Source organism: Paenibacillus maysiensis (assembly GCF_000520815.1).
Taxonomy (GTDB): Bacteria; Bacillota; Bacilli; order Paenibacillales; family Paenibacillaceae; genus Paenibacillus; species Paenibacillus maysiensis.
Genome location: NZ_ASRY01000289.1, coordinates 20,399 through 41,301 on the forward strand (window position 1 = coordinate 20,399; position 20,903 = coordinate 41,301).

A 20,903-nucleotide genomic window follows, 5' to 3' on the forward strand; every position below is an offset into this window, starting at 1 on the left:
TTACTTCAACTTTCTGCGGATATCGTTTAGTTTCCCGGACATTTGAGCGTAGAACGCATAGAGCTCCGCTCCGTTAGCCAGCTCCACCTTTTCATATTCCAATTGATTCCGGGCTTCCATGTAGGTTGCAGCCAGTTCATCTAGCTTCGCCAGCAACGGCGTAATATCCTCGGACGAAGTCAGGACAGCATCACGACGATCCGCCTTACGCATCAGGGCTGCATATTTCTTCTCTTCCAGACCACGGAAGTTCGTAAACACTTCAAACTCCACGTAATTACGGCTTTTCATGACATTGGCAAACGGCTCCCAAGCCTCTTCCTCTTCGTCACGGTCATAGACGTACAAAGCACCTTTCTTCGTAATCGTGTCGGTATAGAGTGCCTGAATGAACTGATCCAGCCATTTTTCCTCATCCTGATATTTGCCCAGCAAGGCTTCCAGCTCGGCGGCCTTCGCTTCAATTTGAGTATATTTCGCCAGCTCTTCACGAACCACCTGCGTTAACTCCGGTGAACGGATCAGGTTTTCCTTCGCCATCTCTTCATTGATGCTGCCAAAGATGTCCTTGCTTCCCGCCTGTTCCAGCCCTTCAGCCAGTAGACGTTTTAGCTCAGACCATGCTCTCTTCACCTCACCCAGATTCGGCTTGGATTCTTGCAAACGCATATCGTAGCCTGCCAGCAGACCATTCAGATCCAGCGCACGTGAACGCAGCACAGTAAAGCGACTGCTCGTATTCTGGTCAACATCCTTCTCACGGATCACGCCAAGTGACTTGGCACGGTCGAAGTCGTTACGGATGCGGGCATTGTAAGCTTGCACACGCGAATTAACATACGTTTCTCCCCACGATTTTTCAGGAATTGGCGACGGCAGATTCGTCCAGTTGTTTTGGCCTGTTTGCACCAAATGGCGGCCAATACCTTCGCGGTCGAGAATCGTTTTTTCATAGCTTTCTTCATACACCTTGAGCGGCGTATAAACAAACAATGGCACACCATTGCGCGTATTGAGCCAGAAAATCCGGTTACGGACTTCGCTCTCTTTAATGGTAAAGTGTGATTTACCAATTGCATTATTTTGATAATTGCGAACGCCTTTCAGGATATTAGGCGACTGTACAGGTACCGAAACGAAGCCCCATGACGGGAAGTACAGGTTACCGGAGCTATTGCTCAGATGGAAAACAGGCACGGCCTCTTCATCCAGTTTGCTCGCAATATAGCGCTCCACGAATTTTTCAATGGCCTCATCCTGCCCGTATTTCATAACGAGGAAATCCTCCATCGAACGGGTAATAAGATCACCGAACTTGTCGGTCAGGAAGTTGGAGATGGAACTAATGATGTCGATATCCTGATCCTTCACCCATTGATCTGAATTTTCTAACAACTCTTGGGCAAAATCACGAATCAGATCATCACCATCACGCTTATCCAGCAGCTTGGTTACGACTTCGGAAATATCCGGCACGCTGACCAGATTCCAATAATACGTCTTGTTGCCTCTGTGATCGGACTGTTCTTCGCCGTTGATCAGCAAATCGCCATTCTTCTCGAAAATCGCGCTCAGTGCGTTCAAAATTTCAGTAAATACATTATAAATGCGGCTGTTTTCCTTATTCAGCAGATCATACAGGTCTTCATAAAATTCAATAAGCTGCTCTGTACGCTCCACATCGGCCCGAAGCCAGTATTCATTAATTTTCGCTTCGATGTAAGCATTTTTCTTTTTATCCTTGGACACGAATGCGCTCTTAGCATCGCCCAGCTTTTCACCCGCCTGTTCACGCGCCCATTCAATATCCGTAGGGATACGATGCAGTGATTCACGCAGCGTCTCAATGTACGAAAGCAGCATTTTCAGCAAGCTAAAGCCTTTTTCCGTATAAATCATACGGGATACATAAAACGGCCCTTGCTCGGGATGCAGGAACATCCGGCGAATTTGGTCGGTAAACTGCCCGGTAATTTCACCCGGAAGTTGCTTCTTCGCCTTGATATATTCCTCGCGGGCACGGGTCAGGAACGTCTGCTCCAGCTCTGTGTCCATATTAACGACTTGCATTTTGACCACATTGTTGTAGCTTAGTCGTTCACTGTTTTCAAAGCCCGGCAGCGGTTCAGGAACACGAGATTCAAAGTTTTTGATCATGCTGTCCAGATCGACACCCAGCTTGCGAGCAAACTTCTCGACATCCTCTTGATTCGGCGATTGCTCGAACATTTTGGACATTTTACCAAACATCCGATAGGCCAGATATGTTGTCATTTCCTCCATCGGCAGTACCGCTGAGGAAGCCCCGATAATATTGTAATCGTAGTTGGCAGGATATGCCTTGTTCATTTGTGCAATATTGGTACGAATGTTGCTGATATAGTCATGGATGGCAAACTCTTCGCCCGATTGCTTTTCCTCGCTCGCCATAAAGTTGGTGATGTTCTCGGCGGTAACATTCATGCAGTAATCATAAGCGTTTTCCAGTAGCTTGCCTTCTGTATTCGTCGCTGAAATGAGATGACACAGATTAAATGGCGGCAACGGTGAATTTACGGTCAAAATGTTGCCGTACTGCTGCTTGAACCGTTCTCCGCGGCTGTCCACATTCATCCAGTAGTCCAGCTCTTTCAGCGCGGCATAGCCGTTCTTTTTAATATATTCACGTGTATGCTCACTGAGGCTTTTGTTCGCCAGGTTAATGTCCGGCGTAAACAAATACCCTAATGTATTTACACGGTCTACACCTGCGGAGCCGTAATCACGCTCAATAATCCCACGAACAATATACGAGATATCGAGGAAGGTACCGCTACCCGTACCGCCGGACAAACCGGACAGCAGGAACACCATCAGCTTCTTATTGGTGCCTTCAGACAGGGTTTTGATTTTCTTATCAATGCTTTGCACGACTTGATTGATTTTGGTGAACAGCAGCAAACGTCCAGCCTGACGCACCCCTGCTGCCCCGTTCATGCCATCGGTAATGCTCAGCTCAGGTGATAGCCAATCCGTAATGTACGGCTCCAAAATGCTGCGGTTTTGCAGCAAGCCACCGATTTCCGCATTGGACAGCAGGACAAACTCGTTGATCGGGTCCAAGCCAATCCCTTTATATTTTTTGTTACGGTCCTGTTCATTCGTTTCAAAAGCGAGAAATTCCACGTTGTCCGGCTTCTCGCTCTTTTTCTTGGAAACCGGATCTGCTGGCAGCTTGAATCTGCGGTTAATTTGATATTTCAAACGGAGGAGGGCATCAATCCCCGTCCCTCCGAGTCCGATAATCAAAATGGGATTATCAATGGTATCAACCCTGATTTTATCGCTTACGATCCCTCCGCCGAGTGATACATCTAATTGCTGGATATGCTCTCTAACTACTGGTTTCATAGATTTGACCTCCTAAGGGTTCGTTTAGCTGTTTACTGAAATGAATTCCAGCAAAATGGTTTTGTCCACGCTTGCCAGCGGTATCGTCAGACGATCGCCGTTTTTCAGCTCAAGACCACTGCCTGTATCTACAGCGCGTCCGGATTTTTCAATCGTAATCTCCGGAGTGCTGCGCACAATGATACGGTCCTGATTGGCTGGCGTGAACACCACCTTATCGGTTCCGGCAAATTCCGGTGCCAGTTGCAGCAACTGGTGCAGATTGAATTTACCCCGGAAGGTGTTCAGCTTCTTGTATTGCGGATACGTTTTTTCGCCGGTATTTTCATCCCGAATTTCCAGAACGATTTGTCCGACAAAGCCACGATTGGCTTTTTTGACAGCTTTCCAGATGAAGTAGGCTGCAATCAGCAGAACGACCAGCCCCAGCCCTAAAAGAATGAGTGATGGCAGCTTGGACTTCTCGGCAGGTACTGCCGGCGCAGTCGTAGTGCCCGTATTCGTGCCACTGCCCGCCGCAGCTTTGGCACTGACGGTCACAGGCTGGGTTTCACGGTAGAAGCTCTTTTCCTCTGCTCTGACGGTCAGTTCATAGTCATGCTCATCCGGTATCGTGTAGGAGCCGGTAAAGGCGTCCCCCTCATTCTTCAATGGAACCTCATTCGTTGTACCGGAATCAAGGTCCTTGACCTTTAGAACTGCATTCATATTTGCATACAGTTCCTGATCCTGAAGCTGCTGGTTGTTACTCGTCAGGTAGGAACGAATTTGGACTGCGTCACCTTTTTTGTAAGCTTTGGCAGGCGGTGCATCCAGTTTCAGTTCCAAATCATAGTTGAACACCAGATTAATATCAATCTGATCCTGTTGGACTCCCTTGACCTGGAGCTTCCAGTCGCCAGCCACAGGCTTGAGCAGCTTAATCAGCGAGTAGCTTTTCGACTTGGACAGCAGTACATCACTTGAAGGAATCGGCTTGGTGTTGCCCGACGGGTCTATCAGTCTCGCATCCACCGGCTTGGAGGACATAATCGAAATATTAGCCTCCAGCACGCTATCGTTCGGTACAGTTACCGTAACGTCCTGATAGTTGCCGTTAGCCGTAATGGACTGCAAGGGAACAACCTTCAGCTTCAAATTGCTGGCGAAAATTTCACTCAAGATGTTCGGCAGATCATCCGCCGAGCTTGTAATAAAGGATTTACCGCCCGTTTGCTGCGCAATGTCTGCGAGCTTGTTTTTATTCAGTTTTCCGTTTGCATTCAAACCGATGGTGTAGATCGGAACGCCGCTATTTTTAGCTTCGGCGACAGCCTTTGCCATATCCTGATCGGATTGGCTTTCAGTTCTGCCCGTCGTTTTATTTAAATCGTTGTTACCATCGGCCAGCATAACGATCATAGGCGCATGTCCCGCTGTCTTGCCATCCTGCAAAATACGGATCGCTTCCTTGACACCAACGGAGGTGTCAGTATACGCCCCCCGGTTCAGCCCGTCAATGAACGACTTCAGTTCCTGTTTGTCTGCTTCGGACGTAATATTAAGTAAAGCCTTCTCGCGCTGTACGACATCCGTATACGCTACAATGCCGACCTTGTCATTTTGCGTCGACAGCATATCAATGAACATTTTCATGGCTTCATTGCCAATTTTGCCTGGATCACTGGTGTTCATGGAATTACTCACATCGACGAGCAGCACCGCATCCACCTTGGAGGCCGAGGTTGAAGCGGCATTCGCCGTCTGCGGCTGCCATGCCGAAATTGAGGTCATGATCATTGTACATATGATTCCGATGACCAAAAACCATTTTCTGTCTCTACTAAACATCGCCTGTACCCCTTTGCCGATTAGTTCTCATTCTAAATTACAGTTGTACTCCCCTACTATTAAATTATAATGAGTTTTACATGAGAGCTAGCTGAAAATGGTGCCCGAATAGCCTGAATACAGCCAAGAAGTCTATTACACCGCAGGATTTTACCAATATCCTGCAGTAATGATATAATTATACCCCAACGAGGGCAATTGGGCACCAGCCTTCTCCTTTATACGACAAAAATGACAGAAGCGAAACCCGCCCTTGTAAAATATCGCTGTAAAAATCTGAGCAGAAAGAGGAAGTACACTATGATCTCATACGGATGTTTGGCGATTTTGTTTCTTTTTGTCGCCATCAAATTAATCATTTACTCTATACATAAAAAACGCGCTCCCTCGATTACGCAAATAAACACTGAGCTTCTAGCCCTGCTGAACCGGAGAAGTGATCGCAATGAGTAGTGCCAAGCAGCCTGTACAATTTCGTCCGTTTACCCACACCGAGCATGCGTACCAAAAGCTGCGAATCTGCAAACGATGCGGACAGTTCACTGCCCTATGGGAGAAGGAATGTACGTCATGCGGTCGCGATGCGTTGGTGCCTGTAGAGCAATATGCCAACCGCAAAGCCAAGCTTTATTTTCGCAAGGACCTTGCCTTCGGCATCGTGCTGCTGGGCGCCGCCGTCTTTTTCGGCCATTCACCCCAGCAAATGCTCTTGTGCGGTATTGTCGGCACGCTTCTCCTGCTACCCTTAGTGCTTCTACAGCAGCGTATTCGTCCCTATGAGCAGCGCAGGCAGCTTATACGCCTGTTCAGAGGCCGCATAGAGCAGCTTAAAGAGGGCCTGAACATCAATCATAAAAACGCGGTTGCCCTGCGACAGCTCAGCGAGCGTGTCTCCTATGAAATGCTGCGTGAGATTGCCGTACTCATTCACAACGACCGAATAAGGCTCCAACAGGTCGCCTTGCTGCAATCTTTTGTTCTCCGCAAGGATATGGAGCTAACGCTCGACCCTCTCCTGATCAAAAGCTTTGAACCGCTTATGGTCAGATATATCGGAGAGATTACGAGATTAAATCGCGAGCTAATTAAGGATCGAACGTTCCGTTACGTCATCTTTTATGAGCGCCGCATTCTGGAAATGGCAGGAGGCGAGGATATTCTTGTCCGTGTTGCCAGCGCGGCAGTCCGTAAAAAGCGCTACGTGGTCACGCACGCTGGTTTTATTTCCAGATATGTGCGCAAACTGCCGAAGGAACGAGTCCAGCGTTTATATCATATCATTCAAGAGAATCCTTATGAACCCTTTGGCGATTTGGCCGATGAGGTCAAGATCGTATACCTGATGGAGCAGTATAAAAACTGATCTGTCCTAATGCCCTTCTATATATGACGTCATTACCATGACAAAGCACTGCAATGAAGCAGCAAAAAAAACCGTCAGGATCGCCAGCGCCTCCGGACGGTTTTTTAGTTCTGGCTTTTGGATCAGCCTTGCAGCTTTTGCTGCGCTTGATTTATGGAAGTAAAATTAAAAGCACGTACACCCTTGCTGTCATACACGATAATATCCTTATTCAAATACGGGTGCAGACCGTTAAAATAACCGGGCATAATCAGTCTGCGCGTAAACAGGTTTTTACCTAGCATGCGGGAAGAATTTGTCGCCACAACAAGCATTTGTTGGCTTTTGGACCACGGGGCAGGCTGGATATACGAAAGACAATACTCGCCTGCCGTAAAATCGCCGTCCAGTATATACCCTTTTTCCGTACAGGTGATCTGCAAATGGGCTTGATGCCGCTGAAGTAGCTCGTGTCTGGACAAGCCCGAGGTGATACAGATAACGTTACTGTCAGCCAACTCTTCCTCCGAAATAGCATGAGAAGCCACAACAGGGTAATGAACACCGATATACGGATTCCAGGTTGCTGTGCGTGGGCTGGCCAAAGCCTTCGCCGTCCGTTTTACCGCCCGCTCTTCTTCGGGTGTAGCATAGCTGGACGGAAGGACAATGTGCAGGCGCCCCATATAAACGTCGAGCACTCCCATACCATGGCCAGAAGGATTCCGGCCTGTGCTTTTTAACCTGAACGTTGCCGTTTCGTCATCCGTTTCTTTTCGAGAACTCCCATACGTTTCGCTACCCCGTTCAGCAATCAATCGATATTCAGGTGAGGGGCGCTTCCGCGACTCTATTTTAACAAAGCGAAAGCGGTTATATTCTAGTAAATCCAACACGAAAACCCGTGCTCCAATACGGACATGGACAAGCTCCAATGGTACGATCTTATGTGAGAGATGAATAATAAATTCATCGACGTGGACGGCTCTAACATCCAGTTTACCCGTTTTGCTCAATTCACCGTACAGTTCGGCGTATTCCTCTGTTTCATCTACTTGCGTCAGCTCCAGCCAATAAGCCCGGTTATGTCTCCCCCGTTCCGTTCGGTAGGCAATACGCTGAGGTACCATCACTCTCTTCCATTGCATAAGCCAGCTCAGTACACCGTCCAAAAGCCTCAGTTCATGCGTGTCCCAATGGTTGGACCACCGTTCCACTACTCCTTTATAATGGTCGGATGAAAGCTCGGTTTCAGGAGCCGTATAAGCTTGCGCAAACAAGTAATCCTGATCTCCAACCACATTGAATATGGGCATATTCAGTAAGTTCATCAGATGCTTCGGATGCGGTGCGCCAGCAATGACAGCAATAGCCGCAAAACGCGAAGGATACGCCTGTGCCATCGCCCAGGCAGCGTATGCGCCGTTAGAATAGCCCGTCAGATAGATTCGGTCTTCATCCACCCGGTACGCTTGCAGAATGACATCCAGCACCTCCAGAAAAGCGGCTTCGCCAATGTAACTGCCCAGCGTAACTCCACGGCACGAAAAAGTAACGAATATCGCTTCTTCCTCCCAGCCCCGTCCAAAGCCCCGTTTCTGAAAGTCCGGCAGACCCAGCTCATACCGTTTGCCCGGCATCAGGACGATCAGAGGATACTGCCGATCCGCCGAATAGTTTCGGGGAAGCTGTATCGTGTAGCGTTGAAGGCTGTTGTCCAAACGGGAGACAAAAAAGCCTTCGCCAATCCCGTCAGGGCACAAAAGGATGTTATCTTCCCGAGATGGATGCTGAGACCGCTCCGTATATGCATGTGTGAAAATCCGTTTTAGCAGCTTGATATATTCCCGCACTATGCCATAATCCCAGATTTCAAAAGGGTCTTCCGGCAAAGCCGTTAACCTTTTCAGCTCCTCCAGCAAGCCTTCTGCCTGTAAATTCCTCGCAGAGCCGGAAGCATCTATATTATAAGCTCGATTATACTGGTCGTACTCTTCTTGCAAGTCCTCCACAACCGCCGACAAAGGCCGCACAAGCAATGAGTACACAAAATAATGCTCTCTTGCCTCATGGTCCTGATATGTAACCGTAAAATGCAGCATTCCCGTATTCCCGGTAACTTCCTCATTCCAGGCATATTGCTGCTCCTGCTCCCAAACCGTTTGAAACCGATCCAGCAGCGTTCCCTCATCGTTCGTTACCTCGACCCATAATGGCTGATCTACAGGAAGATCTATGCGATCCTTGCGCAGCAAATAAAACGAGACCGGACTGTCTTCCCCCTCTCTGCCAGCGGGTTTCTCCACTTCCAGCCATGCCATATGAAAACGTATATTGCGCTCTACGAATTCCTGATGTAGTTCCTCCACATCCGGGCTGTCGCACGTCTGATTTCCACTGATCCGAATAGAGCGAGCTTCATCGGGAATAAAGGCTGCAACGACCACTACTGTATGATTACCTTCCTCCAAATACAAGCGCAAAGGACCGGATTCCGCATATACCAATATGCCGTCCACCCAAATTTGTCCTGTTCCTTCAAACGGTCTGAAAATAACCTCCTGTGCTGCCGCGCAGCGGAGATTCGAAACCAGCAAAAGCCTTTCTTGCTCAGTCAGGGGCGGAAAGACACCTAAATTCAATTCGGCGTTTCGAGGGTCCAGCTCAGTTAATAAGCGGCACGCTGCCTTTCCTCCAGCCGAAAGCTCCAGTCCATCTTCATTACAAGCCCTTTCCAAATCCCATTCCTCAGGGGTAAAATGATCGGACCATGCCCTACCCACACCGCAATTTTCCGGCAGCTTGACCGGACCGACTGCATAAGCAGACGTCAGACGAACCGGATGATCCAACAGCACAGTTGTCGCTTTTTCCAGATGCGTGAACCTCATAACATTCCCCCTCCAGGTTTTTGTTTCCTCAGAGACGTCGCGATAATATTCCGTTAACATTCATTTTAACTATATAAAGCTATTCGTTATCGCCTTTGCGTACTCCTTTCTTCTTCCAAAAAAAAGAGGCTATTCTTAAAAAACAAAAAACGAAGAAAGCAGAGTGCTTAACTTCGTTATTGAAAATTTCTATACTCCTTGCAATGCCGCCTGTAAATCTTCGATTAAATCCTCAAGATCTTCAATCCCTACTGAGATCCGTACCAGTCCTTCGGTAATTCCCAATTCTGCGCGGCGTTCTACCGGAATAGATGCATGTGTCATGCGTGCCGGAACACTAATCAGACTTTCAACCGCCCCTAGGCTCTCAGCCAGTGTAAAATATTTCACCTTTCTCAGGAGTGCAACCGCGTTAGCATCGCTACCTACATCAAAGGAAATAATGCCGCCAAAGCCTTCGGCCTGGGTTTTGGACAGCTCGTGCTGCGCATGGCTTTCCAGTCCAGGATAGTACACTTTGCTAACCTTCGGATGTTTTTCCAAAAAGGCTGCAATTTCCTTGGCATTTTGCTCAATCGCTTCCATACGCAGACCCAATGTTTTAATACCGCGGATCAGTAACCAGGCATCATGCGGGCCGAGAATAGCACCAATGGCGTTTTGCAGAAAATGAAGCTGTTCTCCCAACTCGTCGCTGTTCACAACAGCCAGACCAGCTACAACATCGCTGTGGCCGCCCAAATATTTGGTCGCCGAGTGAATGACGATATCGGCTCCAAGCGTAAGTGGTGTCTGCCAATATGGAGTGGCAAATGTATTGTCGACGATCAGCAATAGGTCATGCTTTTTCACCAGCTCCGAGACCGTACGGATATCCGTAACTTTCAGCAGCGGGTTTGTAGGCGTTTCTACATACAGTGCCTTCGTATTCGGACGGATCGCTTTGGAGATCGCCTCTAGGTCGGTCGTATCCACAAAAGTAGCCTCTATACCGATCCGGTTAAGCACCTTGCTTACAATACGGTAGGTGCCCCCGTATACATCATCGGTCAACAAAATATGATCCCCTGCATTAAACAATGAAAATACCGCATGGATTGCCGCCATCCCCGAGCCGAAAGCAAAACCGCGTTTTCCTTCCTCCAGCTCCTTGATCAACTCTTCCAGCGCAAAGCGGGTAGGATTGCCTGTACGCGAATATTCGTAGCCCTTATGAACGCCGATTTCCTCTTGCTCATATGTGCTTACCTGATAAATAGGGACGTTAACTGCACCTGTATGCGGATCGGTAGGGAGGCCGCCGTGAATCAGCTTTGTTTTACGTTTCATTTTATATCCCGCCTTCATATATTTTTTTGCTCAGATAACGTTCACTGCTATCCGGGAAAATGGTGACGATATGTGCGCCATCCGCTGCGTTCTCTGCTTCCAGTAAAGCGGCATGTAATGCCGACCCGGAAGAACTGCCGACAAGAAGTCCTTCACGCGCTGCCAGCTCCTTGACACGGTCGAACGCATCGACGTCGCTAATCGTGTGAATGGCATTAAAATAATCCTTATCGATAAACTCAGGAATCAATTCCATGCCAATCCCTTCGGTTTTATGCGAACCCGGTTCTCCGCCGTTCAAAATGGAACCTTCCGGCTCCACGATTACGGTTTTAATGGATGCATTTTGTTCCTTAAGGTAACGCGAGGTTCCCATAAAGGTTCCCCCCGAACCTGCTCCTGCTACAAATACATCTACTTTTCCTTCCAGATCGTTCCAAATCTCCGGCCCCATCGTCGTGTAAAAAGCCTCTGGATTATCCGGATTGCTGAATTGACACGGCAAATAGGCATCTTGAAATTCAGCAGCCAGCTCCTTCGTTTTCTCGATGGCTCCCTTCATCCCCTCACTTGTCGGGGTATGAACAATACGTGCTCCCAGCGCCTTCATCAGATCCTGCTTTTCTTGACTGAACTTTTCAGGCACCACAAAAATAACAGAAATATTATAATGAAGTGCTGCCATCGCAAGGCCAATACCTGCATTGCCTGCTGTGGCTTCAATTAAAGTCCCGCCTGGCTTCAACTGACCTGTTTTTAAGGCTTTTTCAATCAGAGCCTTACCCACCCGGTCCTTCACGCTACCGCCGGGGTTCATAAACTCCAGCTTGGCGAACAGACGAATCCCCCTCGGCAGAGAATAGCTGTTCAGTTCTACTAGCGGCGTGCGTCCGATTAATCCCAAAGTATTATGATATACATTCATGATTTCAAGCTCCTTTTAATGGCGAATCCTAATAAATCAATGGTCAAAAAATAGCGACCTATTGCCGGAGAAGTTCGCCGTCATCCCCAAAAAACATAGTAATGCGGTGTGTATTTATGCAATAAGATTTTATGTTTATTTCAAGCATTTGTCAAATAGTATTCTTCACAGCATCCACACCCCTGACCTTCTTCCTCGATATGATAGATGATATGTTCACAATGCCTGCAATCATAAGGAGGACTTCATATGGGAAAGCAGTTTATTAAAATAGCTGCTGTGTATTTTGCCCTCGCTGCGCTGCTCAGTGTGATTATTGGCGTGTCGGGCGATTACAGCCTGACCAGCGTTCAGTCTCATATTCATTTACTCGGTTGGACGGCTCTCGGAATTATAGGTTTGATCTATGTCGCCTTTCCTGCGCTTTCGGTTACCGCACTGGCACGCGCCCATTTTTGGCTGCATAATATTGGCCTTCCGTTATTAGTATTAGCGATAGCAGGGAAAAAGTATGAGGTGCCTGATATTGGGGTTTTGATTATCATAGGCTGGGTACTACTGGCGGCCGGGGTTGTACTGTTTATGATGAATGTATGGGACAGACTGCGCTGAGGCAGACTGATATTCCTTGAATGAGCATGAAAAAAGGAGCCTGATCAATTACATCAGGACTCCTTTACATACTTCGCTATACGGGGGCTATCACACCCAAGCGTTCTATTTCGTTACTTTACGGCTCCGTCCTGCACATGCTCTTTGCAGAAGTTCTCGACAGCCTGCAACTCATCCTCTTCCAATTCAAGCTCGATGTAACGGTTCGTTACTTTTTCAATCAGCTCGTATTTCAATATTCCTGTTTTCTCTTCGTCTACTAAATAAAGCGTACGAATATACAGCCCGTTTTCGGTGTAGAGCTCGTCGTCCTCTTCAACCTCTACATCAATCATAAATTCATAACGCTGCCCACTCAAAATACCAAAAGCGTCTTTAATCTGATCTACCGTGTACGATGTAAAATTTAACATGTCTTCATTCCCTCCGGATTTCCTTCGATTACAGTGCATTCTACGCCCGCAGGCAGTAGTTGTAAAACCTGTGTACGTACTTCTTGGCGGTTCAGATCCTGGCCCATGATGGAGATCCAGCCCCGATCATTTCGCGAGCGAATTAATCGCCCGATGCCTTGTCTGAGTCTGAGCGCCATGTGAGGCATATCTATTTCCATAAACGGATCTGTCGCATCCTTGCGCAGTGCCGTAAAAACCGGATCATTTGGAGGAAAAGGCAGCGACCAGATGATGACGTGCGACAGGGACGGGCCCGGAATATCCAGTCCTTCCCATAACGTAACAGCACATAAGACGCTTTCCTCATCATTCTGGAAAGATGAGATCAGATGGCTGATTTCAGCCGATCCTTCATATAGAAAACGAAAAGCAGACGCTTCACGGTAAGCCGCAAGACCCGTTCTGAATGCAACCAGTTCCTCCTGTGATGGAAATAGGATAAGCGCTCTTCCCTGCGATTTCTCCAGCAGGGACAACGCTCTCTGGATTGGATCATGCCCCGCCTGCAACGGATATAATGCCGCTTGCATCTGGTTGTTGTAATCATACGGTGAAGCAACGGAAAACGTGAGTGGATTCTCAATACCGAGACTTTGCGCCATATAATCAAAGGAGTTCTCCACGGAAAGTGTAGCTGAGGAGAATACAATCGGTATATGCTGTGAAAATACCCGTTCTTTGAGAATCTCTTTTACCATCTTGGGCATAACCACAAGTGTTAATCCATCCTGATCCTCCATAACCCACGAAATCAGGAGTTCCGGGCGCTTAAACAAGGCCAGCGCCGTCTGAATCATTTCCAGATGCTCTTCCACGATTTTGACCTGGTACTCATCCAGAGAGAATAACCCGCTTTCAAATACAAGCTCTTCTTCAATCGTGCCAATCAGATCGCCAAAGCGGTTTACCTCTCGAATCAGCGACTCATTCAAGGTAAACTCCTTGCGATTAGAACCCTGTACAGGCTGACTGTTCTTATCGAGCGCAGCGAACAAAACCTCACTTTGGGTTATCGCATCTTCAATCGTCATTGCCAGCGATTCTCGCACTTCCCCCTCTAGCAGACGGGTAATAATGGCCTCGAATTGAGCGTGCTTCAGCTTATAAGTGAGTGCATTCTGCGCCGCTGTCTCCAGCAGATGCCCTTCGTCAAAGACGACAGAGCTGTGCTCCGGCAGTAACGGCAGCTGGCCCTCACGCTTTCTCGCTTCATAGGTCCATACATGCTCCATATAGAAGTCATGAGAGCAGATCACCAGATCTGCCGCTTTGCGGTAATGATCACGGGACAACGTCTGTCCACAACGATGCCGCTGATGGCAAACAAGACAATCCTGAAATACATCCCAGCCCAGTCTGCTCCACTGTCCGTCCGTTAGCTCAGGATACTCTTTGCGGTTCCCGTAAGGGGTAAAGGACTGTAGCGTATCCGGAAAATGGACAAAATCCGGCAAGTCCTGATAGATATCACGAAACACATCCGCGTCCTCATCCAGTCCGCCTCGTACATTATCCAGCTTGTTCAGACAAATATACTGATCCGGCGACTTACCCAGTCGGGCATCAATCGTCAGGCTCAAATGCCGCGCCAGCTTGGCGATATCCCCCTCCGGCTTCACCAGTTGTTCAATCAACGACTCGTCCGCGCAGGCGATAATCGCGGGCTTTCTCATGTACCTGGCATATGCAATAGCGTACAGGAGGTACACCAGCGTTTTGCCTGTGCCCACACCTGCTTCCGCGAAAATCGTTTTCTTTTCCTTATAGGCACGCTCCAACTGGAATGCCATATAAATTTGTTCATCCCGAACCTCAAAGCCGACTTCAGGCAAAACTTCATAAAATACATCCGCAATCCAGTCACTTGCCTGCTCAATAAACGGCTTGGACGGATCAAAGGCAAAAGGATAAGTAGTCAATCGGGCTGTGCCTCCAATTCGTTCATAATGTGCATCCTTTCATTATAACGCAAAACAAGCTAAAAAGAACATGGAAACTGTGCGAACAGCTTACATTTTTTTATTTCGACGTGAAATTCTATAAAAGAAAGGACACAGGGGTTCGGCTGTGTGAGGGCGCTGCGCGTAGGATTTGATCCTACGATCGCTGTTGCCGTGGGATTCTTGATTATAATAAACCTTTTCAAGGTTAGAATCCCAAGGCAAAGGCGAGCGCTACGCTTCTCCAGATTCAAATCCTCCGCTACGCTGCAAACGGCCATTATATTGGCATTTTGTGGGGAAAGCTATGATAAAGAGATAGGTTAAGCAAGGGAAGTTTCATGGCATAATGAAAAAACAAGAAACCAGCTAATGCTTTTCAGACACTGGCTGGTTTCTTGTTTACTTTTGCTTCATTAAATTCGGGATTTGTTCAAGAAGCCGCTCTCTCGTAGTGGCATCATCAAAATTCCATGAGCTGTCGAGTTTGTAATAGGACCATCTTCTGCAACGGCAATTTCCTTAATTCATGATATTCGTAGCTACCGGGGGGAATGACGGTTGCTGTTCATGTCGTTGCAGCTCTTTTTTATTCACAACCAAGGTTTTGGCACAAAAATCGTGTAATCCCTGTTTTCTTGGAGTAAAAGCAACAACGATATATATAATACATGCAATCGCACCTGATATGGCTTTAACCCAATAACGCCCCGAGGCATGCATGAATCCAAGACGCTTTCCTCCCTCGCCCACGACAATTAGAGAAAATGTAAGCTTGCCTGGTGTTGCTTGAGCATTCGATGACTCCCACAACACACAATACAGCCACGGCACTATAAGCCATAGGATCAGCGGCCACAACATAAGTAATGCTTTTATGAAGCCAACCTCCTCCATGTCTAGAAGGACTGGAATCATGGAAAATACTCCGCCTACATTAAAATGAAAAATTTTATAAGAGCAAGAGCTTATCTGCAATATTTTTGCTCTGATTCAATATGAATTAAGCACAGCTATGCCCTCTCTCCTGCTAGTAATAGTTCTTTGGCATCGAGATTCCTAATATACTATTTGTTTACTATGAATTTAATTAAATTTTGACATCACACACTAAATAAGCCTTCTTCTCCACGCAGTTTTGCCAGTGCCTCGACAAAGAAATAATCGCCGTAGATGATGGGCACGTTGATATATTTTTGCTCGGGATAGTGCACTGTTCCATTCATGAGCAGTCCCTCATGATCCTGCTCCCATGCTGTACATGTCTCATGCAAGCCCTTGAGAATGGATTCTGCTGCCGTCGTAAAATGCTCCGCACGCGTCGAGTATTTTGCCAGCTCCAGCAGGCCACTCGCTGCAATCGCAGCAGCAGACGAATCCCAAGCTTCGCGGTGCCCCTCCCCGGCTCTAAAATCCCACACAGGCAGACAAGCATCACCCAGTTGGGACAGAAAAAAGTCTGCCGTGTTCTCGGCTACCTTCAAATAACGCGAATCGCGCGTGTACCCGTACGAAAGCGTAAAACCGTACAAAGCCCATGCCGTGCCACGTGCCCAGGCAGAGCCGGGAGCAAACCCCTGTCCGCCGTGCTCGGCGCGTTTTTTTCCAATCTCCGGGTCGAACTCGACCACATGGACAATCGAACCGTCAGCACGGACAAATTCACGCGCTACGGTATCGGCATGCTGTACAGCCAAAGCGGCAAAACGCGGGTCCCCACTTTCCTCCGAAGCCCAATAGAGCAGGGGCAAATTCATCATGCTGTCTATAATCGCTACACCCCGTGTATCCATGTCCTTGGCGTGGAAATTCCACGCGCGAATAAAACGGCCATTCACGTTAAAACGTGCAGCCAGCAGGTTAGCGGCTAACAGCCCACGTCTTCTGGATTCTGGATCTCCAGTCAACCGATGGGCTGCCACACCGCTGGGCAGCCAAATAAAGCCAAGATCATGGTCTACAGCTTCACTGTTGTAGAGCACCTTTTCCAGACGTTCCTCGCACTGCTGTGCAATTCTGACGGCTTCGCTGTCAGGGCGCGCCCGATGTACCAGCCATAGCAAACCCGGATAAAAGCCAGCCGTCCACCATTCTTCCTCACGATGATCATAACGTCCACCTTCTGCAACATGTGGAAAGGCGTTCCCCAGTCTTGCCGCCAAGGCAAGCGTTTTATCCAAAGCCAGCTCCCACGATCGTTCCAGCCATGCTTCTGTTTCAGTCATTGCTTTTCACTCTCCCTTTTCCACATGTTAAAAAAATCTATTGTTCCCGCCCTGTTTATTCAGGCAAACGAATGATAAAGGAAATACGACTACCCTCACATTCCAAACGCGCTCCCTTGAGCAAACCATTCCGACAGGCCACAGAAGCCAGTTCTTCCGGCCACACGACATTCGTTCCTTCTGTTGCTGGAATAACCTCCAGACTCGCACCTGCATACTCCACCCGAATGCTTTCCTTTTCTTCACCCGTGGACATCACATGATGAATGGTACTGCGTTCCCGGCCGTCATACGCCATTAAAGGAATAAGCGCCCCCACTGCCTGAATATTGCCTTGAAGCTCATACGTCACCTCAATTTTGCCGGGTACCTGCCGAAAATGTGTTCGAATTTCCCATACGCCCGGGAATGGGCCCTTCCACAACAACGTAAAATCAGTCGCTCCGTTGGATGCGGAGCTTTGCTCCATCTGTACCGATCCTCCACCGTCCAGCGGATCAATGCCTCCGTCCCGGTCGAACTCCAGCGTGCCGGGAATGCCTTCCGACAGGCTGTGCCATTTCCCGTCCTCCGTTTGCCAGGCTGGGGTATAGCTGAGCGGGAAAATATCCCCTTTCGCAAAGCCTGTAAAGCCGCGGTCTGCATGCCCCGCCGAGGACGGGCCGATTAACGGTGGCAGCGTGGAACGCTGAATACGCACGATGCCGGGAATATTGTACGGGTCATTGACCGATGTTTGCACAAGCATTTGCTGTCCATCTACGGTCGCAATGACGGTCTGGAACCAGCCGTCCGTTTCCAGCACTCGACTGCCGATTTCCGCCGGAATTAAAGATGGTGAAATGCGCTCCACATCCGCTCCGTGCAAAAGTGTGTAAGCCAGTGCAGCGGCCGTCCACAGGCTGTAGCAGGTATGGTTCGAATACACCTCGAAGCCATGCCGCGCCTCGGACGAATAATGGTTGCGGACGATATGCAGCTTGCCATCGGCGGTCTGCCAGCGGCCAATTGCCTGCCAGCACAGGTCCGCTGCCCGCCGGAATGCGCCTGCCAGCCCATGCTCGCCCGCTGCAAAAGCCTGCTGCGCATGTGTCGTGAAAACGAAGGCCGCTGCCGCTTCGTTCCACTGATGCTGCGCGCTTCTTCCACGCGGCGGAATTTCCCCGTGTGGGGATAACGCCAGCAACGAACTGAGCGCCCCCTTGCGAAGATGGTCGCGCAGCTCAGTGGCGCAGCCGCCATCATATCCGCTTTCCAGCATCACGCCCAGATGAAAGCGTGTGACGATGTCGTAGGCGAACGGGCTATTGGGCCGATCCAGCGGGCCGTCCTCATACAAGCCCAGTCCGGTAAAGCGTGGCAAATGATAGCTGCGGATATACGTCTCCATCCATTCAGCATCCGCGGCAATCCCTTCCGCCGCACGCATATACTCACCGGACATCATAATCGCGTTCCAGTTGATCATGCGGTTCGGATTTTTCATTTTGCTCATCGTAAAAATGTAGGTGTCTTCCGGCTGAATCCGGCTCAACTGCTGCTTCCATGCTGTGGCCTGCTCTGGCAGCAGGTTTTTGAGCAGCCGATACGCCCCCATCATCATGATCGGAAAAAAGTCCGGATGGTGATCCGGGGCCCTTTCCTCCACCACACATGCTATGCTGTGCGTTAGAGCCGCCGCAGCGGATTCGAGCAAGTCATGCCGACCTTCTTTGACCAGTACCGCCGCTGCCAAAGCATAAGATGGAGTCGAGTAATACCGTTCACTATCAGAATGAGGGTCGATAATGGCCCCATTTTCTTCCTGATGCGGAGTATAAGCACGAACCAGCTTTTCCAGCACAGCAAGCTTACGTTGGTGAGTCCAGCCGTCATCCACTCGATTCAGCCCGTTTTCCAACCGTTCATCCAATTGCTCTATAAATTCCTCCAGCTCCGTCTGCCAAGGATACACGCTGCCTGTATGCAGCTTATTCATCCTGTCTGCCTCCCCTTCAAAATGAAGATTGGTTTATGGTAAAAAACAGCTCGCAATCCACGCTTGTAGTGCCGTCACAGCGATCCGGGACCAGGCTTAACGATGTTTTGTAAAACACAAACGGTACCCCGTCATGATCCATATGCTGCACAGCCTCTACCTCCAGACGCAGCAGCCTGGCATCATAATCCAGCCTGACCAATGTATTCGCTCCCTTCCATTCCACGAAGCCCGTGCCCGTGTAAGGCTGAATACGGCTGATCAAGTTCTCTTGCACATCCCACGGCTGTATGCTCCCGTCCGAAGACGCTACAAACTCAAAATGATCTGTGACGGTAAGCCTCGCCCCCTCGTTTCCCTCCAATACATTCCAGACAAACGAGCGGGTGAACAGCGCCAATTCTTCTATGGGATACGCAGATGTCAAATCCAGCTTCAGCCTCGCCCCCGCTAGTGCCGCCCCTTGCTCTTCCAAGGCAATATCCAGCACAACCGCCTGTGCCTCCGCACCTGATTGCTGCATGGTCCCGTTAATGACAGGCACAGAATGACCACCGGAAGAAATGTTGATGATCGACTCTCGCCCCGGTGAAAAATAGGCTTTCGTATATAAGCCGGCTCCCAGATCACACAGCAGATTTTCGCCGCCGCCATGAAGGATAAAATGTCCCAGATCGTTATGATTGTGCGGTTCATCGTTATGTCCACCCTTAGATGAAAAGGCAAATATCGTGCCCTGTTCAATTGTCGGGGTTCCAGATATGCTGTGGCAGTGACTGCGGCACATCAACCACCCAAGCTGTGGCAAATAATCGACTACAGCCTCACTGTTCCCAAAGGCCAAAGGATCCGTCCAAACCAGATTGCGCAATACATGCGCCCAACGACGGCAAGGGTCCTCCAGCAGACCCGGTACGCGGAAAGGCAATGTGGACGGTCGTCCCTGCAAAGCATTCACACGAGAGATGAGTCCGGAAGGAAGACGTTCGGCTTCGCTGCTGTCCGAATAATTGGCGAAAACGCCGTCCGATAGATGAACCCGCTCCGCAAAGACCGCTATTTGCCTAATCCTTTGCGAGCTAAGGATATCCACAGCACCTTCGGTAAGCTCACCCAGCATATCGGCAAAATAGATAAAATAGCCGAAGCCGTACACCCAGTAGCCGACACCCTCGGGACAGCCGCCGTCCTCCTTGTACCCTGCAAGAAAGCAATCCAGCGCACCTAGCATTTTCTCAATAGCCGCAGCTTGGCGCGGGTCATCTTCTGATAGCAGCAACACGGCGATTCCACAGCCGGAAGCACATACAGCCGCCCAGTTGTGATCCGCTGTTTCCCATTGAAAGTGACGCGGCTCCCAAAATACAGGCTCTACAACACGCCGTTCTACCTCACCGCGCACCTGAGCGACCACATGGCTATCCAGTTGCTCGCCGAGCAGCAGTATGATTTCAGCCAGCGTTTGCGCGGTTTCGGAAGCGAATAAATCCACCTGCTGCCAAGGCGGCGTGACCGTATCCTCTTCCCTGACATGTGCAGGAAGTGCCCATGTATACTCCCCACAGATGTCCAGCAGACCGCGTTCCACCTCTTTGATTCGCCAAGGCTCTGGCTCGGCAACGGCTGCCAGCACGAGGGCAACCAGCCGTCCACGCCGTTCAAAGTACACATCCTCATACGGCTTGCGCTCCCCTGTATTCGCAAATTGCCTGAACAGAGTCAACGGAAGCGTCGGCCATGATGTTTGCCGGTTATTCTCACAGACACGCTCAATATCCTTCCAAAGCCCGGTATATATCGGCTCAGAGACAGTCGCCCGCAGCCTTTTTGTCCACTCACGCCTTAAGCGTCGCCTTGCTGCATCCTGCACGCCGCCAGTCAGCACCGTGACGAGCTGCGAAGCAGGCCAAGCCTCCTTCAGAAGACTCATTTGCATTTCCTCCCCATGAGACACATTCATTTCGGCTTCTTTTTTGTTAACGCTTT

The 20,903-nt window shown here is 49.3% G+C and carries 13 protein-coding genes; 2 read left to right on the forward strand and 11 right to left on the reverse strand.

What is annotated here, in order from left to right:
- Nucleotides 1-3,390, reverse strand: coding sequence for a tubulin-like doman-containing protein (locus L696_RS0121820; protein ID WP_025685533.1), 3,390 nt, complete (start codon nucleotides 3,388-3,390; stop codon nucleotides 1-3).
- A 24-nt stretch (nucleotides 3,391-3,414) separates the two neighbouring features.
- Nucleotides 3,415-5,220, reverse strand: a complete 1,806-nt coding sequence (locus tag L696_RS0121825) for a vWA domain-containing protein (protein ID WP_025685534.1) — start codon at nucleotides 5,218-5,220, stop codon at nucleotides 3,415-3,417.
- Between the two features lie 445 nt (nucleotides 5,221-5,665).
- Here L696_RS0121825 and L696_RS0121835 point away from each other — a divergent pair, with 445 nt between their 5' ends.
- Nucleotides 5,666-6,583 carry a hypothetical protein gene (locus tag L696_RS0121835; protein WP_025685535.1) on the forward strand — a complete coding sequence of 306 codons (918 nt, stop codon included), beginning with the start codon at nucleotides 5,666-5,668 and terminating at the stop codon, nucleotides 6,581-6,583.
- Between the two features lie 122 nt (nucleotides 6,584-6,705).
- On the opposite strand, the gene L696_RS0121840 is transcribed toward L696_RS0121835, so the two are convergent.
- From L696_RS0121840 to L696_RS0121850, 3 genes are all read right to left on the reverse strand, one after another.
- On the reverse strand, nucleotides 6,706-9,453 hold the full coding sequence (locus tag L696_RS0121840) for an alpha/beta hydrolase family protein (RefSeq protein ID WP_025685536.1): 2,748 nt from the start codon (nucleotides 9,451-9,453) through the stop codon (nucleotides 6,706-6,708).
- A 189-nt stretch (nucleotides 9,454-9,642) separates the two neighbouring features.
- Complete coding sequence (locus L696_RS0121845; protein WP_025685538.1) at nucleotides 9,643-10,782, reverse strand: bifunctional cystathionine gamma-lyase/homocysteine desulfhydrase; 1,140 nt, start codon at nucleotides 10,780-10,782, stop codon at nucleotides 9,643-9,645.
- Between the two features lies 1 nt (nucleotide 10,783).
- Nucleotides 10,784-11,707 carry a PLP-dependent cysteine synthase family protein gene (locus L696_RS0121850; protein ID WP_025685539.1) on the reverse strand — a complete coding sequence of 308 codons (924 nt, stop codon included), beginning with the start codon at nucleotides 11,705-11,707 and terminating at the stop codon, nucleotides 10,784-10,786.
- 249 nt (nucleotides 11,708-11,956) lie between these two features.
- On the opposite strand from L696_RS0121850, the gene L696_RS0121855 reads away from it, so the two are divergent.
- Nucleotides 11,957-12,319 carry a hypothetical protein gene (locus L696_RS0121855; protein ID WP_025685540.1) on the forward strand — a complete coding sequence of 121 codons (363 nt, stop codon included), beginning with the start codon at nucleotides 11,957-11,959 and terminating at the stop codon, nucleotides 12,317-12,319.
- Between the two features lie 113 nt (nucleotides 12,320-12,432).
- On the opposite strand, the gene L696_RS0121860 is transcribed toward L696_RS0121855, so the two are convergent.
- From L696_RS0121860 to L696_RS0121890, 6 genes are all read right to left on the reverse strand, one after another.
- A complete protein-coding gene (locus L696_RS0121860; RefSeq protein ID WP_025685541.1) occupies nucleotides 12,433-12,732 on the reverse strand; it encodes a DUF6509 family protein in 300 nt (99 codons plus the stop codon).
- The gene (locus L696_RS0121865; RefSeq protein WP_025685542.1) at nucleotides 12,726-14,693 is read right to left on the reverse strand and encodes an ATP-dependent DNA helicase; all 1,968 of its coding nucleotides are present in this window, start codon (nucleotides 14,691-14,693) and stop codon (nucleotides 12,726-12,728) included. Before L696_RS0121865 ends, L696_RS0121860 begins: the two co-directional genes overlap by 7 nt.
- 543 nt (nucleotides 14,694-15,236) lie before the next feature.
- Nucleotides 15,237-15,632: an RDD family protein gene (locus tag L696_RS0121875; RefSeq protein WP_025685544.1), complete on the reverse strand. Its 396-nt coding sequence runs from the start codon at nucleotides 15,630-15,632 to the stop codon at nucleotides 15,237-15,239.
- A gap of 185 nt (nucleotides 15,633-15,817) precedes the next feature.
- A complete protein-coding gene (locus L696_RS0121880) occupies nucleotides 15,818-16,939 on the reverse strand; it encodes a glycoside hydrolase family 88 protein (RefSeq protein WP_025685545.1) in 1,122 nt (373 codons plus the stop codon).
- A gap of 55 nt (nucleotides 16,940-16,994) precedes the next feature.
- Nucleotides 16,995-18,917, reverse strand: coding sequence for a hypothetical protein (locus L696_RS0121885; protein ID WP_025685546.1), 1,923 nt, complete (start codon nucleotides 18,915-18,917; stop codon nucleotides 16,995-16,997).
- A 16-nt stretch (nucleotides 18,918-18,933) separates the two neighbouring features.
- Nucleotides 18,934-20,847 carry a heparinase II/III family protein gene (locus tag L696_RS0121890; RefSeq protein WP_025685547.1) on the reverse strand — a complete coding sequence of 638 codons (1,914 nt, stop codon included), beginning with the start codon at nucleotides 20,845-20,847 and terminating at the stop codon, nucleotides 18,934-18,936.
- Nucleotides 20,848-20,903 lie beyond the last annotated feature (56 nt).